Here is a 17,512-nt window from a genome sequence, read left to right on the forward strand (position 1 = left end):
GGGCGGAGCCCGGCCCTTGGTAATGGGCGATCAACTGTACTTCCCGGTGGTCAGGAGGACCGGCGATCACGACGGCGGGACGTGATGAGACTCCGGCGGTCGCTCTGGGAGTGGTCATCGGTCAAGCGTCAGCGCAAGTGTGGTCGGGTGCCGTTTCGCTCCGAGGGAGGAGCAGTGATCCGGACCTCCGAGACCGATCAGGGACCCCGGGCGGGGGTGGCCGGGATCCAGTCGTGTGGATCATGGAGCTGTCCGGTGTGCTCGCGGAAGATCTCGGCCGAGCGTGCTCGGGAGGTGGCCGCAGTCCTCAAGGCGGCTGAGGCCCAGGACTGTTCGGTCGCGTTCGTGACGCTGACGTTCCGGCATCGAGCCGGTACCCCGCTGCGGGCCTCCTGGGACGCTCTGACCGCCGGGTGGCGCTCGGTGACCTCCGGCGCCTCCTGGTCAAAGGATCAAGACAAGTTCGGGGTGATCGGCTGGCTCCGGGCAGTCGAGCTGACCCACGGGGACCACGGCTTCCATGTCCACTGCCACGCCATGATCGTGTTCGACACCCGGGTCTCGCCAGACATCATGTTCGCCCTGGGCGACCGGTTGTTCGGTCGCTGGGAGAAGGGCCTTGCACGTAAGGGGTTCTCGGCCATCGCTGACCGGGGCGGCCTGGACGTCCGGCCCGTACAGCTCACAGCGGACTCCATCGAGTCCCTGGCCACCTACATCAGCAAGGCGGCCATGGAAGCGGTCAACGCCTCCGGCAAGGCTGCCCGGGGCTCTGGGAGCCGGGCCCCGTTTCAGATTCTCCGGGATGCCGTCGGGACCGGTTCGGCCGACGACATCGAACTCTTCTGGGAGATCGAGCAAGCCTCCGCAGGGCGAAAGAAGATCACCTGGTCGACCAGCCTCCGGGAGTGGGCCGGCCTCCACCGAGAGCGGACCGAGGAGGAGATCGTGACCGAAGACCAGCACGGAGAAGATCAACTGGTGCTGCCCCGGGAGACCTGGGAGCGGGTCCAGCATGAGGCCGAAGACCTCCTGGACATCATCGAGCTGGAGGGCCTCCCGGGCGCTGAGCGCTGGCTCAGGTCCCGGGGCCTGGCATACCGAGTTGTGGACCCCGGGCGGGGTAAGGCTGACGAGTAGGGGAGTGGCCTCCAGGCACTGGCAGCTTGGTAGCGCACGCCGGGCCGGACCGAGAGGGACGACCGGCTGAGTCGGGAACCGGCCATCGCGTATGGAGCGAGGCGAGGGGGTGCCAGCCTCTCGGAATTGCTAGTCTGAGCCTCCAATGAGGCTCTGACCTGCTGTTTGTCGGGGTGGCGGGATTTGAACCCACGGCCCCTCGCTCCCAAAGCGAGTGCGCTACCAAGCTGCGCCACACCCCGTCCCGCGCAGTCTAGCCCCGCCCCGTCGTTGCACCGCGGCGACGTCACCCCCGCCGCGCGTGCCAGGTGCAGGGCGGTGTGTCCCGCGTGACAGCGCCGAGCCGTTGATCGACCCGCGACCGCGTTCCTAAGGTAAGCCTTCCCTAAATCATGGAGGAGCGCCGCTTGAGATCGCCGTCCCGCCCCACGGGGCTGCACGACCCGGCCGCAGAGCACAGCAGCTGCGGTGTCGGGTTGATCGTCCGGAAGGACGGGGTGCAGACCCACGACGTCCTCGTCCACGCCCATCGTGCCCTGTGCGCGGTCCCGCACCGCGGCGGCATGTCCGCGGAGGGCGTCGGCGACGGTGGCGGCGTCTCGGTCGATCTCTCGGTCCGGTTCTTCTCCGCGCTCGCCGGACGCGAGCTGGAGCCGGGCCGGTTCGGCGTCGGCAACTTCTTCCTCCCCGCCGACCCCGACCGGGCCGCGGCGGCGGAGAAGCTGGTCACGAGGGTGCTGGAGGACGACGGCTGCACGGTCCTCGCCGTGCGGGACGTCCCGACCGACCCGTCCGCCCTGCGGCCGGCGGCGGTCGCCGCGCAGCTCCCGATCCGGCAGTGGATCTTCACGGTGCCCGCGGACGCAGCCGAGCCGGAGCGGCTGACGCACCGCTGCCTGCTCGGCGTCGAGGCGACGGCGTACACCGAGCCGGACCTCGCGGGCCTGTACCCACTGAGCCTGTCCACCCGCACCCAGGTCCTCAAGGGACGGTTGAACTCGTGGGAGGTGCTGCGCTGGTTCACCGACCTGCGCGACCCGGCGCACGAGGTCCGGAGCCTCTACTTCCACACCCGCTTCTCCACCAACACCGACCCGCACCCGACGATGGCGCAGCCGTTCCGGCTGATCGCGCACAACGGCGAACTCAACACCGACCGCAAGAACCGGATCGCCGACGACGCGCTGGCCCGGGCCCGCGGCCGTCGCATCGTCCGGCCGCCGGGACAGTCCGACAGCGCGCGGTTCGACCAGACGCTGCACGGCCGCGTCGCCGAGGACGGGCTCGACCTCGTCGCCGCCGTCGTCTCGATGATGCCGCCGGCCTGGGAGAACGACCGCTCGATGGCCGGGCCGGTGCGGGCGATGCTGGAGTACTTCTCGCTCGCGGAGGAGTGCAACGACGGGCCGGCCGCGATCGTCTTCTCCGACGGCGACGTCATCGGCGCCCGGCTGGACCGGCTGGGCCTGCGTCCGCTGCGGACCTGCGAGACCGACGAGTACCTGACCGTGTCGTCCGAGGCGGGCCAGTTCGACCTGCCCGCCGACCGGGTCGTGCGCCGCGGCCGGATCGAGGCCGGCGGGATGCTGTGGTGGAGCGCCACCGAGCAGCGCAGCTTCGACACCGCGCAGACGCTGGAGCGCCTCGCCGCGCGGGCCGACTACCCGGCCCTGCTGGAGCGGGCCCGCACGACGCTGGACGGCCTGGTCGCGGCCGCGCCGGTCGCCGTCCCGGACGCGTCGCTGGGCCTGCACCAGCGCTACGTCGCGTACGGCCTCGACCAGGAGGCCTTCCGCTACCTCATGGACCCGATGCTCGACAGCGGCGCCGAGCGGATCTCCGCGATGGGCTACGGCAACGCGATCAACGCCCTCACCGACCGCGAGGGTGGCGTCGCACGGTTCTTCACCCAGCGGTTCGCGCAGGTCACGAACCCGCCGCTGGACCCGATCCGCGAGGCCGACGGGATGACGCTGCGCATCGCGCTCGGTGCCCGTCCGACCGGCCCCGGCGACGGCGGCACGCACCGGATCGTGCTCGGCTCGCCGGTCCTGGACGCCGGCGACCTCGACCGGCTGCGCGGCCAGGACCGGGTGCCCGTCGCGGAGTTCCCGCTGCTCCACACCCCCGGCGACCTGGAGGGGGCGATCGAGCGGCTCTGCGCCGACGTCGTCGCCTTCGCCCGCGACGGCGGCGGCGTCGCCCTGCTCGACGACCGCGCCGTCGGCACCACGCTCGCGCCGGTCCCGGCGGTGCTCGCCGCCGCCGCGGTGCACCGTGCGCTGACCGAGGCCGGGCGCGGCCCGTCGGTGTCGCTGGTCGTCGCGACCGGGCAGGTGTGCTCGGCGCACCACCTCGCCGTCGTGCTGGGGTTCGGGGCGTCGGCCGTGCACCCGCACGCGGTGCGGCTGCGCGCCGAGGAGCGGTTCGGCGCCGACGCCGGCGCCGCGTTCGGCCGGTTCCGGAAGGCCGCGGAGAAGTCCCTGCTCAAGACGATGGCGCGGATCGGGCTGTGCACCGCAGGCAGCTACGTCGGCGGCCGGTTCTTCGAGCCGGCCTACCTCGACACCGACGACCCGGTCCTGCGCCGCTGGTTCCCCGACCTGGACTCGCCGGTCGGCGGCGTCGGGTTCGCCGCCATCGAACGGTCCACGGCGGACTGGCACGCCCGCGCGCTCGCCGTCACCGGCGCCGACGACGTCCCGCAGCTCGGGTTGTTCAAGGAACGGTCCGACGGCGCCGGGCACTCCTACGGCGTCGCCGCCGTCCGCGCCTTCGCCGGCCTGACCGACGAGGCGACCGGGCTGACCGCGACGCCGGTCGAGCCGTCGCTGCGGCTGCTCCCGCTCACCGGGCTGCACGACGCGTTCGGCCTGCACGACGAGGCCTACACCCACACCGGGCTGCGTGCGCTCACCGACGCCGAGATCGACGACTTCACGATCACCCCGGGCTACCGGGACTTCGTGCGCACCCTGCACACCGAACGGGAGCAGCGGCCGTCCGCGCTGCGCGACGTGCTCGGGTTGCCGCTCGACCTGCGCCACGGCCCCGAGGTGCTCGACCGGGCCGACCCGGACGGCAACGTGTGCGTCGCCGTCCGCGGGCTGCGCGTCGACGGCGCGACGCTGGAGACCGACGATGACCCCGCGGCCCTCGCCCGCTATCTGCGGGACCGCTTCGGCACGGACGTCGACGTCGAGCAGCAGGCGGGGAACGTGCTGCGCTGCACCGCCCGCGGTGCGGCCCGCGCCTGGCTCGACCTGCTGGTGCCGGCCCCGGAGCCGGTCGCGCTCGACACCGTCGCCCCGGCCCACGAGGTCACCCGGGTGCTCGCGTCCGGCGCGATGAGCCACGGCGCGCTCGTCGCCGGTGCGCACGAGGCCGTCGCGCACGGCACGAACATGGTCGGCGGCCTGTCCAACTGCGGCGAGGGCGGCGAGGCCCGCTCCCGGTTCGGGACGATCCGCGGCTCCCGGATCAAGCAGTTCGCGTCCGGCCGGTTCGGCGTCTGGGCGGGCTACCTCGCCGACCCGATGCTCGAGCAGATCGAGATCAAGATCGCGCAGGGGGCGAAGCCGGGGGAGGGCGGCCAGCTGCCCGGGCCGAAGGTCACCGTCGACATCGCCGCCGCCCGCGGTGCGACGCCGGGCGTCGAGCTCGTCTCCCCGCCGCCGCACCACGACACCTACTCGATCGAGGACCTGGCCCAGCTCATCCACGACTGCACGGCGGCGCGGGTGAAGGTCGTCGTCAAGCTGGTGTCGTCGGAGGGGATCGGCACGATCGCGGTCGGCGTCGCCAAGGCCGGTGCGCACGTCATCAACGTCGCCGGGAGCACCGGCGGGACCGGTGCCGCCGCCGTCACCAGCCTGAAGTTCGCCGGCCGGTCCGCCGAGCTCGGCGTCGCCGAGGTGCACCAGGCGCTGTCCGCGCACGGCCTGCGCGACGCCGTCGAGGTGCGGTGCTCCGGCGCGCACCAGACCGGCGGCGACGTCGTCGTGTCCGCACTGCTCGGCGCCGACGGCTTCGAGTTCGGGACGACCGCGCTGATGATGCTGCGCTGCGTCATGGCGAAGAACTGCAACGTCAAGTGCCCGGCCGGGATCACGACCAACGCCGAGGCGTTCGACGGCGACCCGCGCGCGCTGGCCCAGTACCTGCTCGACGTCGCGCACGAGGTCCGCGAGATCCTCGCCGGGCTCGGCCTGCGCAGCCTGCGCGAGGCGCGCGGCCGCTCCGACCTGCTGCACCTCGTCCGGCACCCGGCGATCGTGGCGCGGCTCGACCTGCGCCGGGTGCTGCACCGGGTCACCGCCGGGCAGGTCGCCGACCCGGTGCGGGTCGGCACGGACCACGACCACGACGAGGACTGGTCGGCCCGCGTCCGGGCCGCGCTGGCCGCCGGCGCGTCCGGTGTGGACGTCGACGGCGGCGAGCTCGGCAACCGGCACCGCTCGGTGGGCGGGCGGCTGTCCGTCGACGTCGAACGCATGCTGAACCACGAGCGGGTCCCCGGCCCGGCGCTCGCCGACGACCGCGGCCGCCGCTTCCTCCCCGAGGCGTGGGCGCGTATCCGGACCCGTGGTGCCGCCGGGCAGTCCTACGGCCTGCTGTGCAACGACGGCCTCTCGCTGGAGCACACCGGCACCGCGAACGACGGCGTCGGCAAGGCCGCCTGCGGCGGGACGATCGCCGTCCGCTCGCCCGGCGGCGGTGGCACCGGTCCCGGCGGCAACGTGCTGATCGGCAACTTCGCGCTGTTCGGCGCCACCGGCGGACGGCTGTTCGTGCAGGGCGAGGCGGGGGACCGGTTCGCCGTCCGCAACTCTGGGGCGAGCGCCGTCGTCGAGGGGGTCGGCGACTTCGGCTGCGAGTACATGACCGGCGGCGCGGTGCTGAACCTCGGCGCGTCCGGCGTCGGGCTCGGCAACGGCATGTCCGGCGGGTTCCTCTACCAGTACGACCCGGCGGGCACCGCGCGGTTCAGCACCGACTCGGTCGACGTCGCCGCGGTCGACGGCTTCCACGACGTCGCCGTCCGGCAGCTGCTCACCCGGCACCACGACGCCACCGGCTCGCCGCTCGCCCGCCGGCTGCTCGACGGGTGGGAGCGCGAGCGGGCGCACGTCGTCGTCGCGACCCCGCGGGCGCTGCGGCTCTACCAGGACGCCGACGCGATCCTCGCCGCCCGCACCCGCGCCGAGCTCGTCGACGAGCTGGCCGAGGCGCTCGCGGCGCACCAGCTGCGCCGGCACAAGGTCGCCGCCCGCGACGGCGTCCCGGTCGCCCACGGGATCGTCCCGGACGGCGCCACCGAGCAGATGTACGCGCTGCTCAACGCGCTGACCGTGCAGACCGTCGCCGAGGACGTCGCCCGGCGGCGCGGGGCGGACGCCCGGAACCTGCTGCTCACCGAGGACCACGCCGTCCGCGCCCGGCTGACCCGCTACGCCCGCGAGGCGCTGGCGGGCTACCCCGACGACGAGCTCGCCGTCCTCGTGTCGCACAAGCGGGTCGGCGACCTCAAGGCGGCACTGGCCCGCCGCGACGTCTACGGCACCGACAGCCCCGGCACGTTCGGCTGGATCATCGCCCAGGACCGGGCGAACACCGAACGCCTCGGCCGCATCCCCGGCTTCGAGGAGCTGTTCGCCGCCGAGGCCGCCCCGGACCTGGTGGGCACGCCGTGACCGCCGACCCGATCCTGACCGGCCTGGACATCGCGGCCGACGCGCCCTTCACCTCCGAGCAGCGGATCTGGCTGTCCGGCTACCTGGCGGGCGCCCGGTCCGCGGCGCGGCCGGCGACGCCCGGCGCGGACGCCGCGCACCCGCCGGTGCACGTCCTCTACGGCACCGAGACCGGCAACGCCGAGTCGATCGCCGAGACCGTCGCGGGGCAGCTGACGGCGGCCGGTGCGCCCGCCGAGCCGGTCGAGCTCGACCAGGTCACCGCCGACGCGCTCGCCGCGATGGAGCGCGTGGTCGTCGTCTGCTCCACCTACGGCGACGGCGAGATGCCGGACGACGCCGACCTGTTCCGGCAGCTGATCGAATCCGACGACGCCCCGCGGCTGGGGTCGACGACGTTCGCCGTCTGCGCGCTCGGCGACACCGCCTACGACGACTTCTGCGCCGCGGGCCGGCTGATCGACGCCCGGCTGGAGGCGCTCGGGGCGACCCGGGCGCTGGAGCGCGTCGACTGCGACGTCATGTGGGAGGACCAGGCCGGGCAGTGGCAGGCAGCCGTGGTCGAGACCTTCGCGGGCGGTGCGGCCGGGTCCGCCGCCGCGCGGACCCCGGACGAGAAGTCCACATGGGACCGCCGGAACCCGTTCGCCGCCGTCCTCGCGCACAGTGTGCGGCTGTCCGGGCCCGGGTCGGACAAGGAGATCCGCCACCACGAGCTGGCCCTCGCCGACTCCGGGATCACCTACGCCGCAGGCGACGCGCTCAACGTGCTGCCCGCCAACGATCCCGAGCTGGTCGAGGCGCTGATCGAGCACCTCGGCCACGACCGTGACACCGCCGCCGGCGACCGTCCGCTGCACGAGGCGCTCACCCACGCCCACGAGATCGTGACGCCGTCGAAGGACCTGCTCGCCGTGCTGGCCGAGCGGACCGCCGACGACGAGATGCGGGCCGCACTCGGCGACCGCGGCACCCGCGACGCCTACCTGTGGGGCCGTGACCTGCTGGAGCTCCTGCGCCGCGCCCGGCTCCGCCTGGAGGTCGAGGAGTTCCTCGGGCTGCTCCGCCCGCTGCAGCACCGGGCCTACTCGATCTCGTCGAGCCCGCTCGTGTCACCGGACCGGATCCACCTGACGGTCGCGAGCGTCCGCTACTCCTGCGGGGACCGCGCCACCGGCGGGGTCTGCTCCACCCACCTCGCGGACCGGCTCACCACCGGCGACACGACCGGCGTCTTCCTGCAACCGAACACCACGTTCCGGCCACCCGCCGACGACGTCGACATGATCATGGTCGGCCCGGGGACGGGCATCGCGCCGTTCCGTGCGTTCCTCCAGGAACGCGAGGCCCGCGGCGCCACCGGCCGCAACTGGCTGCTGTTCGGCGACCGGCACCGCGAGCACGACTTCCTCTACGAGACCGAGCTGACGGAGTGGGCCGGATCCGGCCTGCTCACCCATCTCGACCTGGCGTTCTCCCGCGACCAGGCCGAGAAGGTCTACGTCCAGACCCGCATGCGCGAGCACGGCGCGCGGCTGCACGCCTGGCTGGCGCAGGGCGCGCACCTCTACGTGTGCGGGGACGCGACGCGGATGGCCCGCGACGTCGACGCCGCGCTGCACGCGGCCGTCGCCGAGCACGGCGGCACCGACGCCGACGGGGCCGCGGCGTTCGTCGCGGACCTCAAGCGGGAGAAGCGCTACCTGCGTGACGTGTACTGACACTACCGATCCGGAGCACCCCGTGACCCTGCCCCGCACCGAGCTCGACGCGCTGCTCGCGCACCGTGTCGGCACCCGGCTCGACCTCGATCCCGACTCGCTGGCCCGGCACCTCCCGCTGCTCGACGAGGTCGTCGCGACCACCGCGAACGGCAGCGCCCTGATCAGCGACCTCGCCGCCTACGCCGAGCCGAGCTTCACCGGTGAGGCGTTCGCGGTGCGCACCGACCGGGTCACCGTCCGGCTGGCCCGGTCCGCGGTCGCCGCCCTGGTCCGCACCGACGCCGACGACGACGCCCGCGAGCCCGCCGGACTGTGGATGTTCGACGCCGACGGCACCGCCGTGCACCGCGCGCACCTGGTCTCCGAACCCGCTCCGATGGTGCTCGACGTGATGGCGCTGGCCCCGCGGGCGGAGCGGACCGAGGCGGTGCCGCCGGAGCTCCCCGATCCCGACGAGCTGGACCAGATCGGCCTGCTCGACGCGATCCTCGCCGACGACGGCGAGCTGCTCGACCGGATCGCCCGCCCGGCGTTCCCGGTCGGCGGGTTCCTCCCCGTCGTCGAGCTGCTGTGCCTGTTGTGCGAGCAGGGCGTCCCGGTCGGCATGGCCGTCCCGAACCGGGGCTGCCTGCAGGCGTCGGTCGGGTGGGTGGACCACGTCGAGACCGGCGACGTCGTCGGCGTCGTCTCGGGGCCGGCCCAGTTCGCCTTCGGCCCGGCCGACGTCGACGCCGCACGCGTCGTCCGGACGCACGGGCCGCACGGTCCGATGTCGACGGTACTGCTGACCGGCGACGACGGCCGCTGCCTCGCCCTGCTCGGCCAGCTCGGGCTGCCGCCGGTGAGCGCGGTGACGGCCTGGGAGCGGATGGTCGCCGACATCTTCGGAGGTCGCGGCTTCGGAGGACGCGGCTTCGGAGGTCGCGGCCGACCGACCGGGTGAACGGGTGAACGCGGTCACCACGCCGTCCGTAGAGACGGGCATCGAGGATGAATCACCCGGAAAGGACGCCCCGATGCGCCGTACCCTCCCCCGTCTCGCCGCCGTGACCGCCGCAGGCGCACTCGCCTTCGCCGCGACCGCGGGTGTCGCGTTCGCCCAGGAGACCGAGGTCCCCGAGCCGAGCAGCTTCACCAGCATGTACACCGTGGCCGCGTCGCCGGACACGATCATCAACAACGACAACGCCGCCGTCCCGGGTGAGCCGGGCGCGTCCGGCGAGTTCAACTTCCGGCTCAACAGCGACGACGAGATCATCTGCTACGACATCACCCTGCGCGGCGTGACCGGGGAGTACGAGAGCCCGGCGAAGACCGCCACGCACATCCACGAGGCCGCCGCCGGTGCGGCGGGCCCGCCGCGCCTGGCGTTCCCGGACCCGACCGGTGACGGTGACGTCCGGACGTCGTCCGGCTGCCTGCAGGGCCCCTTCACCACCGGTCTGGAGCGTGACGGCCAGGACACCGGCACCGGCTTCTCGCTCGCGCAGATCGAGGCCGACCCGTCGGCGTTCTTCGGGGACACCCACACCGCCGAGTACTCGGCCGGTGCCGTGCGCGGCCAGCTGACCGAGGTCCCGATGGGCGGCGTCGAGACCGGTGCCGGCGGTGCCTCCTCGAACGACACCGTGGCCTACACCCTCGGTGCCGCGGGACTCGTCGCGGCCGCCGGTGCCGGCGTCGTCCTGGTCCGCCGGAGCCGTGCGCAGGGCTGACACCGTGCCCGACCGCGTGCGACGCCCGGGAGCCCTGGTGCTCCCGGGCGTCGTCGTGCTGGTGGTCCTGCTCCTCACCGGCTGCGCCGGGGCCGGTGTGGACGGTCCGGCGGCCCCGGAGCGGCCGGCCGGCCCGATCACCCAGGCGCCGGTCGTCGCGGCACCGGGTGAGGTCGTGCCGACGTCGGTCCGGATCCCGGCGATCGGGCTCGACGAGCCGTCGCTGGTCCGGCTCGGCGTGACCGGGGAGGGCACGGCCGAGGTGCCGCAGGACTACGACCGCGTCGGCTGGTTCGACCGCGGCGGCAACCCCGGCCCGGCCGTCCTCATGGGACACGTCGACTCCCGCGACGGGCCCGCCGTCTTCTTCGACCTCCGCGACCTGGCGGCCGGGGACGTGATCGAGGTCGGCCGCAGCGACGGTACGACGGGCCGGTACGCCGTCGAGTACACCCGGCAGGTCCCGAAGGACGAGTTCCCGACCTTCGAGGTCTTCGGGGCCGCGCCGGAGGACGTGCTCCGGCTCGTCACCTGTGCCGGCGAGTTCGACCGCGGTGAGCGCAGCTACCTCGACAACCTCGTCGTGCACGCCCGCGCCGCCTGACGACCGCCGTTGCAGGACGCGCCGAGATGTCCGGTTACCGCCCCGGGGTCCGGCCCTGGCGGACACTGGACGGGTGACCGTGCCGCGAGCGAGGACGCCGTCCGGGCCGGACCGCCGGTCCGCGTGGTCCTCGCTCGTGTCCGGAGTGTCCCGGCTCGGGAAGGTCCCGCCGCTGCACGTCGTCCTGGCCGTGACCGGGATGCTCCTGCTGGTCGGCGTCGTGATGGTCCTGTCGGCGTCGGCCGGTGGACGGACCGTCGCGGACGGGATGGTGCTCACCGTCTTCGTCCGGCACCTGATCTTCCTGCTGGCGGGCGTCGCCGCGTTCGCGGCCGGGATGACCCTGCGGCCGTCGGTGCTGCGGGCGTGGACGCCGTTGTTGCTGCTCGCCTGCGTCGTCGCGCTCGTGCTGGTGCTGGTGCCCGGCATCGGTGAGGTCCGCGGCGGCGCCCGCAGATGGATCTCGGTCGGCGGGTTCACCGTGCAGCCCGGCGAGGCGGTCAAGGTCGTGCTGCTGCTGTGGGGCGCGCACGTGCTCGCGTTGCGGGGCAGGGCCGTGCGGCACGCCCGCTACGCCGTCCTCCCGCTGGTCCCGGTGGTGATGATCGTCGCGGCGCTGCTGATGCTCCAGCCGGCGCTGAGCACGACGGTCGCGCTCGGCGTGGTCCTCGTCGCGCTGCTGTTCTTCGCCGGGGCGCCACTGGGACTGATCGCCGCGCTGTCCGGCGGTGCCGTCCTCGGGGCCACCGTCCTCGGGCTCACCGCCGGCTACCGGCGCGAACGGCTGACCACGTTCCTCGGCTCCGGCGACGAGCTCGGCGCCGGCTACCAGTCCCGCCAGGCGCTGCTCTCACTGGCCGACGGCGGACTGTTCGGCACCGGCCTCGGCCAGGGCCGCGCCAAGTGGGACTACCTGCCCAACGCCGCGAACGACTTCGTCTTCGCGGTGATCGGGGAGGAGCTCGGACTGCTCGGCGGGATCGCCGTGCTCGGGCTGTACGCGGTGCTGGCCTGGGTGGGCCTGCGCGTCGCGGCCCGCACGAGGGACCCGTTCCTGCGGCTGGTGACGGCAGCGACCGCCACCTGGGTGGTCGTGCAGGCGGTGATGAACGTCGGCTACGTCGTCGGGCTGCTCCCGGTGACCGGGCAGCAGCTGCCGCTGGTCTCGGCGGGCGGCACGGCGCTGGTCAGCACCCTGTTCCTGCTGGGGCTGGTCGCCAACGCCGCCCGCCGGATCAGGTAGACCGCAGGTCCCCGCGCAGCACCGTCGCCCCACCGGTGTCGACCACCCGGAAGCCGGACGCGTCGGAGCGGAGCACCGACGAGTTCAGGTTGCAGACCATCGGGTTCTCGCCCGTCCCGATGAACTCGCCCGCCCCGACCTCGCGGCCGTCCGACGCCTCGACGACGACGCGGTACGTCGAACCCGACCGGAACCCGTCGGCGTCCAGCACGATCTCCACGCCCCACGTGTGCGGGATCGCGACCGCGGTGGCCTCGACCGCCGGATCCATCGCCTGGACCGCCACCGGCTCGCGGGGGATCCCGTCGTGGTCGCCGACCGCGTACCCGACCGCGCCACCGACCAGGATCGCGACCGCCGCCGCAGACGCGACCGGGAGCCAGCGTGGACGCTTCCTCGTACCGGGCTCGCGCCCCTCGGCGCGGGCGGCCGCCACGATGCGGTCGCCCAGGTCCGGTGGGGGAGCGGGCGCCCGGTCCAGCTGCGCGGGATCGACCCGGCCCAGTGCGGGCAGGACCGACGAGATCTCCGCCAGCTCGGCCCGGCACTCGGCGCAGCCGTCCAGATGGGCCGCCACCGCGGCGGCCTCGTCGCGTGGCAGACGTCCGATCGCGTGGTCCCCCAGCGACTCACGCAGTGCCCGGTGCTCGTCCGGAGTCACGGTTCCACCCCCATCTCGTCCATCGCCAGTCGCAGTGCTTTCAAGCCGTAGAACACCCGGCTGCGGATCGTCCCGACCGGGACCCCGGCCTCCGCCGCGATCTCCGCGTGTGGACGGCCGCGCAGGTACGCCTCCACGATCGCCTGCCGGTGCTCGGGCCGCAGCCGCCGCAACGCCTCCTCGACCAGCCAGGTGTCCACCAGCGCGTCGTCGGCGGGGCCGATCGAGTCCCTGCCGGACTCCGGCTCGTCGGTGAGCTGCCGGCGCCAGGGTCGTACCGTCAGCCGGCGGATCTCGTCGATGACGACGTTACGGGCGATCGCGAACAGCCAGACCCGCAGGCTCGCCACCGACGGGTCGAACGCGTCGGCCCGGCGCCAGGCGCGGAGGAAGACCTCCTGGACAGCCTCCTGTGCGCCGCCGTCGTCGCCGAGCTGGCGCAGGGCGTACCGGTAGATCTCGGGGCCGTGGGCGCCGTACGCGGCGCGGAGCCCGGCCTCGGTGTCGAGCCCGGGGTCCGGGGGTGGGGCGACAGCCCCTCCGCCCACGGACCGCAAGCCGCGTCTGCGCGCCGTCATCGGTGTCCGGAACCTCCTGAACGTCCCCTGTCCGGGGTGGGTACGTACCCGGGGGCGGGGGTGTTCACGGGTTCGGTGTGGGATAGGCTCGTGGATGTCCGATCGACACGATCGGGCATGCGGGCGTAGCTCAATGGTAGAGCCCCAGTCTTCCAAACTGGCTACGCGGGTTCGATTCCCGTCGCCCGCTCCACCATCTGACCAGCGGAGACGCTGATCAGCTCTGATCTTGAGACAGACTTCGTACATAAGGCGTGGTGCGAGTCGGTCCTGGCGTTGCCTGCATGGCAGGAGGCTCGGTCTCCGGGAGGCATCCCCGCCAGCAGCAACGGCGATGTGACGATCCCGCCTTGATCATGAGCGGCACACCTTCTCCGCCCTGTACTGAGCTCGACTACACGTTGCCGGGACCGCATCAGGGCGTCGCTCGCTTGCGCTGTACCGGGAAGGGCGGAGCGGGTGAGACCCGAGCCCGGGTCCGTGTCGAGCGCATCTCATGCAGGCTGTGGGCTTGCCGACTGTGGTCTACCGGTCAGGAGTGCAGCGTGCGAGTGGGCTCGAATCCGTTCTCACCGATGGGTGCTCCGGCCATGTTCCAACTCCAGGAGATCGTCGGGGTGATCCGCATGTAGGTACCCGGTCCGACCATCCCGACGCGCTCGTGCGGGCCGTCGGCGTCCCCGTAGACCCGGATGCCTCGCGCGATGAACGGGTCGAACGACGGCATGTCGTCGATGACCAGCGCGACCTTGTGGTTGCCGGCGGCGAGGTTGCGGAACTTGCGGGTGGCGGTGACGGTGCGTCCGCCGCCGACCCAGAACACGGATCCGTCGAACTCGACGGCCACCGGAACGACGTCCGGTTGGCCGTGACCGTCGACCGTCGCGAGCCGCCCCATCCCGTTCGAGCTCAGGTAGGCGATCTCATCGGGGGAGAACGACATCGAATCGGTCCCTTCGGTGGTGAATGTGACGCCGCGGGACAATCTAGGACAGCGTCGACGTCGACTCACCGATGGATCGGGCGAGAGTCCCGAAGCCGTGGGTGGATGAGCGGCTGCGCCACGCTGTGTCCTGCCGGCAGCGCCGACTGGTGCGGGCCGCCCCTCACACGTCCAGGACGGCTACGGCGTCGCTGCGCGACAGCGCTGGCGCGCAGCCCCTGGACCCGCGAGCCTTCGCGGGCCCTGGGGCACGTCCCGAGGGGCAGCCCACGGCCACACGGCGTGTGGAGATCGCGTTCCGTCGGGCTGAGGGCGGCAAGTGTGGGTTCATCTCCGGTCAGCTGTTCGGGGTGTAGACGTGCTGGCGGTCGTCGGAGCCGTAGATGCCCACGCCTACCAGCGGGTTCTCCGCGGAGCGCTGCTACGAGGCTCGATGGGACGGGTCGGGACCTGCCCGGACAACGCCGCAATGGAGTCCTTCTTCAGCCTGCTGCAGAAAACGTCGTCAACCGACGACGCTGGGACACCCGCGCCGAGCTCCGGCTCGCGATCGTGACCTGGATCGAGAGCACCTACCATCGCCGCAGACGCCAAGACACCCTCGGCAGGCTCACCCCAGTCGAATTCGAGATACTCGCATCAGCCGCTCACGAGGCCTGAACACCTACCCGACGCGGGTCAACCAGAGTCTGGGCAGCCCCGAGTCTGTCCGACACGCCGAACGGCATTGCAGAAGCGCTCCACAGCTCCTGAATGTCTCGGGTATGTGACCTGCCTCGCATCCGTGTGGAGTCCGACGTGGCGTCAGGGTGTTCGGTGATCGGACCGGCTCCCGACGAGAGGTCCCGACCATGACCGACCAGGCCATGCCCGTCCGACTGACCGACGCCGACTACGCCCGCGCGGAGCAGATGCTCGCCCCGTACCGGGCCCGGCTGATCCCGGACGCTGCGGTGGTCCCACAGTGGTCCGCCGACGGCTCCCCGTTCCGGTACCGGTCCGGGACTCGGCACGTCCTGGTCGACCCGGCGACGGGCTCCCGACGAGACGCGTTCGACCACGAGCGGCTCGCCGCGGCACTGTCGGAGGCGTCCGGGCACGCGGTGGTGGCCGACGATCTGCCGCTCGGCTCTCCGGAGTTCGAGGCCCCCGGCCGGGACCCGGACGTGGTCCGGTTCTCGGCGTTCGACACCGGGTGGGAGTGGTCGGACCGGGCCGGGACCTGCACGCCGGTCGAGGACGAGGGTCCCCCGGTGGGGCCGGGGGAGATCGCGTCACCGGACCGGGAGTGGGTGGCGTTCCGCCGCGACGGTGACGTGTGGGTGCGCAGCCGGGACGGCCGGCAGGAGTTCGCGCTCACCGACGACGCCGAACCGCACTGGGACTACGGCGGGTTCCCCGAGGCGGCCACGAAGGTCAAGCTCCCCTTGCTGGGCATGGGATCGCTGCTGCTGGCGGGGTGGTCGCCGGACTCCACGCGGCTGATCACTCACCGGATCGACCAGCGCGAGCTGCCGGAACAGGTCCTCGTCGAGGCCGCGCCGAAGGGCGGCGAGCGGCCGGTGGCTCATCGCGTCCGCTATCCGGTGCCCGGCGACGAGGCGCAGGCGACGATGACCTGGCACATCCTCGATGTCGGCACCCGCCGGAACGTGACGGCCTCCGGTGGGCCGGAGGTCCTGACCTCCCCCTACGCCCTTTCCCGGCGGTGGTGGACCGGGAAGAACGGCGATGCGGTGCACGTGTTGCACCAGTCCCGTGACGGACGCACCCTGGAGCTGCGCCGGCTCGATCCCGGCACCGGGTCGATGACGACGCTGATCACCGAGACCGCCCGTACCCGGGTGGACCCCTCGCCCTACCTGCACGTCCCGCCGCTGCTGCGTGTCCTGGACTCGGGCGAGATCCTGTGGTGGTCCCAGCGCGACGGCTGGGGCCATCTCTACCGCTACGCCGCCGGCGGTGAGCTGCTCGGCCGGGTCACCGGCGGGCAGTGGCTGGTCCGCCGGGTCCTGTGGGTCGACCAGGACCGTCGCCAGGTCTGGTTCCTGGCCTGCGGGCTGCACGCCGATCCCTACATCCGCCAGATCTGCCGGGTCGACCTCGACGGCGGCGGGTTCGTGCGGATCACCGACGACGATCTCGACCACGACGCCCTCGCCCCACCACTCGGCGGCTACCTCCTCGACCGCGCATCCACGGTCGACGTGGCGCCCCGGGCGAGGGTGCTCGGCGGGGACGGGGAGGTGCTGGTCGAGCTGGAGGATCCGGACACCGCAGCGCTGGAGGCGGCCGGGTGGGCCCCTCCGGAACGGTTCCGGACGACCGCCGCCGACGGGCGCACCCCGATCTACGGTCTGCTGTGGCGTCCGCACGGCTTCGACCCGGCACGGCGCTACCCCGTCGTGGACCACGTCTACCCCGGACCCAACATCCACCGCGCCTCACCGGCGTTCGGTGACCTGTTCACCGGGGAGCCCGAGGCGCTGGCGGCACTCGGCTTCGCGGTCGTCGCCCTCGACGGCCGCGGTACCCCGGGGCGCAGCCAGGCCTTCCTCGACCATTCCTACGGCGACCTCGGCATGGCCGCGGCTCTGGACGACCACGTCGCCGCCATCCGCGAACTCGGGCGTCGCCACCCGTGGCTCGACACCGACCGGGTCGGGATCACCGGCCACTCCGGAGGCGGGTTCTTCACTGCCAGGGCGCTGCTGACCCATCCCGAGTTCTTCTCCGTGGGCGTCGCCCAGGCAGGCCCGCACGACTTCTCGATCTACCTGCCGTTCTGGGTCGAACAGAACCACGGGGAGATCACCGAGAGCACCCGCCCGAAGCTGGTCAACACCCCGCACACCGGCAACCTGCGCGGCAAGCTCCTGCTGATCGACGGCGAACTCGACGACAACGTGTTGCCGCACCACAGCATGCGCCTGGTCGACGCGCTCATCGACGCCGACGCCGACGCCGACGCCGACGTCGACATGCTCGTCATCCCCGGTGTCGAGCACAACTTCACCGGCCGCTTCCACTACGTCACCCGGCGCACCTGGGACTACCTCGTACGACACCTGCACGGCACCGAACCCCCTGCCTACTCGCTCGCACCGTTCCCCGAGATGCCCAGCTGGGCCGTCGATCCCTCCGACTGATACCCCACGCCGGAGCCACGAGCCGAACGAGACGTCGGGCAGCGCTCATAGCCGTGACAAGG

11 protein-coding genes, 2 tRNA genes and 1 pseudogene are annotated in these 17,512 nt (G+C 72.9%); 10 read left to right on the plus strand and 4 right to left on the minus strand.

The genetic code is table 11. The features are described from left to right. The first annotated feature begins 84 nt into the window (after window positions 1–84). Window positions 85–1,140 (plus strand): protein rep, encoded by a 1,056-nt coding sequence (locus AD017_RS20195; RefSeq protein WP_227012792.1) that lies wholly within the window; start codon window positions 85–87, stop codon window positions 1,138–1,140. Window positions 1,141–1,308: 168 nt separating this feature from the next. Here the strand turns inward: AD017_RS20195 and AD017_RS20200 are convergent. Continuing rightward, window positions 1,309–1,382 (minus strand) — tRNA-Pro (locus AD017_RS20200). 165 nt (window positions 1,383–1,547) lie between these two features. Here AD017_RS20200 and AD017_RS20205 point away from each other — a divergent pair. The 6 genes from AD017_RS20205 (at window position 1,548) to AD017_RS20230 (ending at window position 12,119) form a co-directional block, all read left to right on the plus strand. Beyond that, on the plus strand, window positions 1,548–6,833 hold the full coding sequence (locus tag AD017_RS20205; RefSeq protein ID WP_227013341.1) for a glutamate synthase-related protein: 5,286 nt from the start codon (window positions 1,548–1,550) through the stop codon (window positions 6,831–6,833). Next, window positions 6,830–8,554, plus strand: coding sequence for a sulfite reductase flavoprotein subunit alpha (locus tag AD017_RS20210; protein WP_082398830.1), 1,725 nt, complete (start codon window positions 6,830–6,832; stop codon window positions 8,552–8,554). The genes AD017_RS20205 and AD017_RS20210 overlap by 4 nt, the downstream gene beginning before the upstream one ends. Before the next feature lie 22 nt (window positions 8,555–8,576). After that, window positions 8,577–9,500: a hypothetical protein gene (locus AD017_RS20215; RefSeq protein WP_060575136.1), complete on the plus strand. Its 924-nt coding sequence runs from the start codon at window positions 8,577–8,579 to the stop codon at window positions 9,498–9,500. Window positions 9,501–9,573: 73 nt separating this feature from the next. Next, on the plus strand, window positions 9,574–10,272 hold the full coding sequence (locus AD017_RS20220; protein ID WP_010228095.1) for a CHRD domain-containing protein: 699 nt from the start codon (window positions 9,574–9,576) through the stop codon (window positions 10,270–10,272). Window positions 10,273–10,288: 16 nt separating this feature from the next. Further along, a complete protein-coding gene (locus AD017_RS20225; protein WP_145982551.1) occupies window positions 10,289–10,876 on the plus strand; it encodes a class F sortase in 588 nt (195 codons plus the stop codon). A 73-nt stretch (window positions 10,877–10,949) separates the two neighbouring features. After that, window positions 10,950–12,119 carry an FtsW/RodA/SpoVE family cell cycle protein gene (locus AD017_RS20230; RefSeq protein ID WP_060575138.1) on the plus strand — a complete coding sequence of 390 codons (1,170 nt, stop codon included), beginning with the start codon at window positions 10,950–10,952 and terminating at the stop codon, window positions 12,117–12,119. Here the strand turns inward: AD017_RS20230 and AD017_RS20235 are convergent. Next, on the minus strand, window positions 12,112–12,780 hold the full coding sequence (locus tag AD017_RS20235) for an anti-sigma factor (RefSeq protein WP_010228088.1): 669 nt from the start codon (window positions 12,778–12,780) through the stop codon (window positions 12,112–12,114). The two genes, AD017_RS20230 and AD017_RS20235, sit on opposite strands and share 8 nt — an antisense overlap. Continuing rightward, the gene (locus AD017_RS20240) at window positions 12,777–13,328 is read right to left on the minus strand and encodes a sigma-70 family RNA polymerase sigma factor (RefSeq protein WP_227012794.1); all 552 of its coding nucleotides are present in this window, start codon (window positions 13,326–13,328) and stop codon (window positions 12,777–12,779) included. The genes AD017_RS20235 and AD017_RS20240 overlap by 4 nt, the downstream gene beginning before the upstream one ends. A gap of 149 nt (window positions 13,329–13,477) precedes the next feature. Here AD017_RS20240 and AD017_RS20245 point away from each other — a divergent pair. Continuing rightward, a tRNA-Gly gene (locus tag AD017_RS20245) sits at window positions 13,478–13,551 on the plus strand. 339 nt (window positions 13,552–13,890) lie between these two features. Here the strand turns inward: AD017_RS20245 and AD017_RS20250 are convergent. Continuing rightward, the gene (locus tag AD017_RS20250; RefSeq protein ID WP_060575139.1) at window positions 13,891–14,301 is read right to left on the minus strand and encodes a PPOX class F420-dependent oxidoreductase; all 411 of its coding nucleotides are present in this window, start codon (window positions 14,299–14,301) and stop codon (window positions 13,891–13,893) included. A gap of 421 nt (window positions 14,302–14,722) precedes the next feature. Between AD017_RS20250 and AD017_RS33555 the strand changes: the two are divergent. Further along, window positions 14,723–14,961: pseudogene (locus AD017_RS33555) on the plus strand (integrase core domain-containing protein); the annotation flags it as partial. Between the two features lie 191 nt (window positions 14,962–15,152). After that, window positions 15,153–17,450: a DPP IV N-terminal domain-containing protein gene (locus tag AD017_RS20255; protein ID WP_082538270.1), complete on the plus strand. Its 2,298-nt coding sequence runs from the start codon at window positions 15,153–15,155 to the stop codon at window positions 17,448–17,450. Window positions 17,451–17,512 lie beyond the last annotated feature (62 nt).

The sequence above is a fragment of the Pseudonocardia sp. EC080619-01 genome (genome assembly GCF_001420995.1).
Taxonomy (GTDB): domain Bacteria; phylum Actinomycetota; class Actinomycetes; order Mycobacteriales; family Pseudonocardiaceae; genus Pseudonocardia.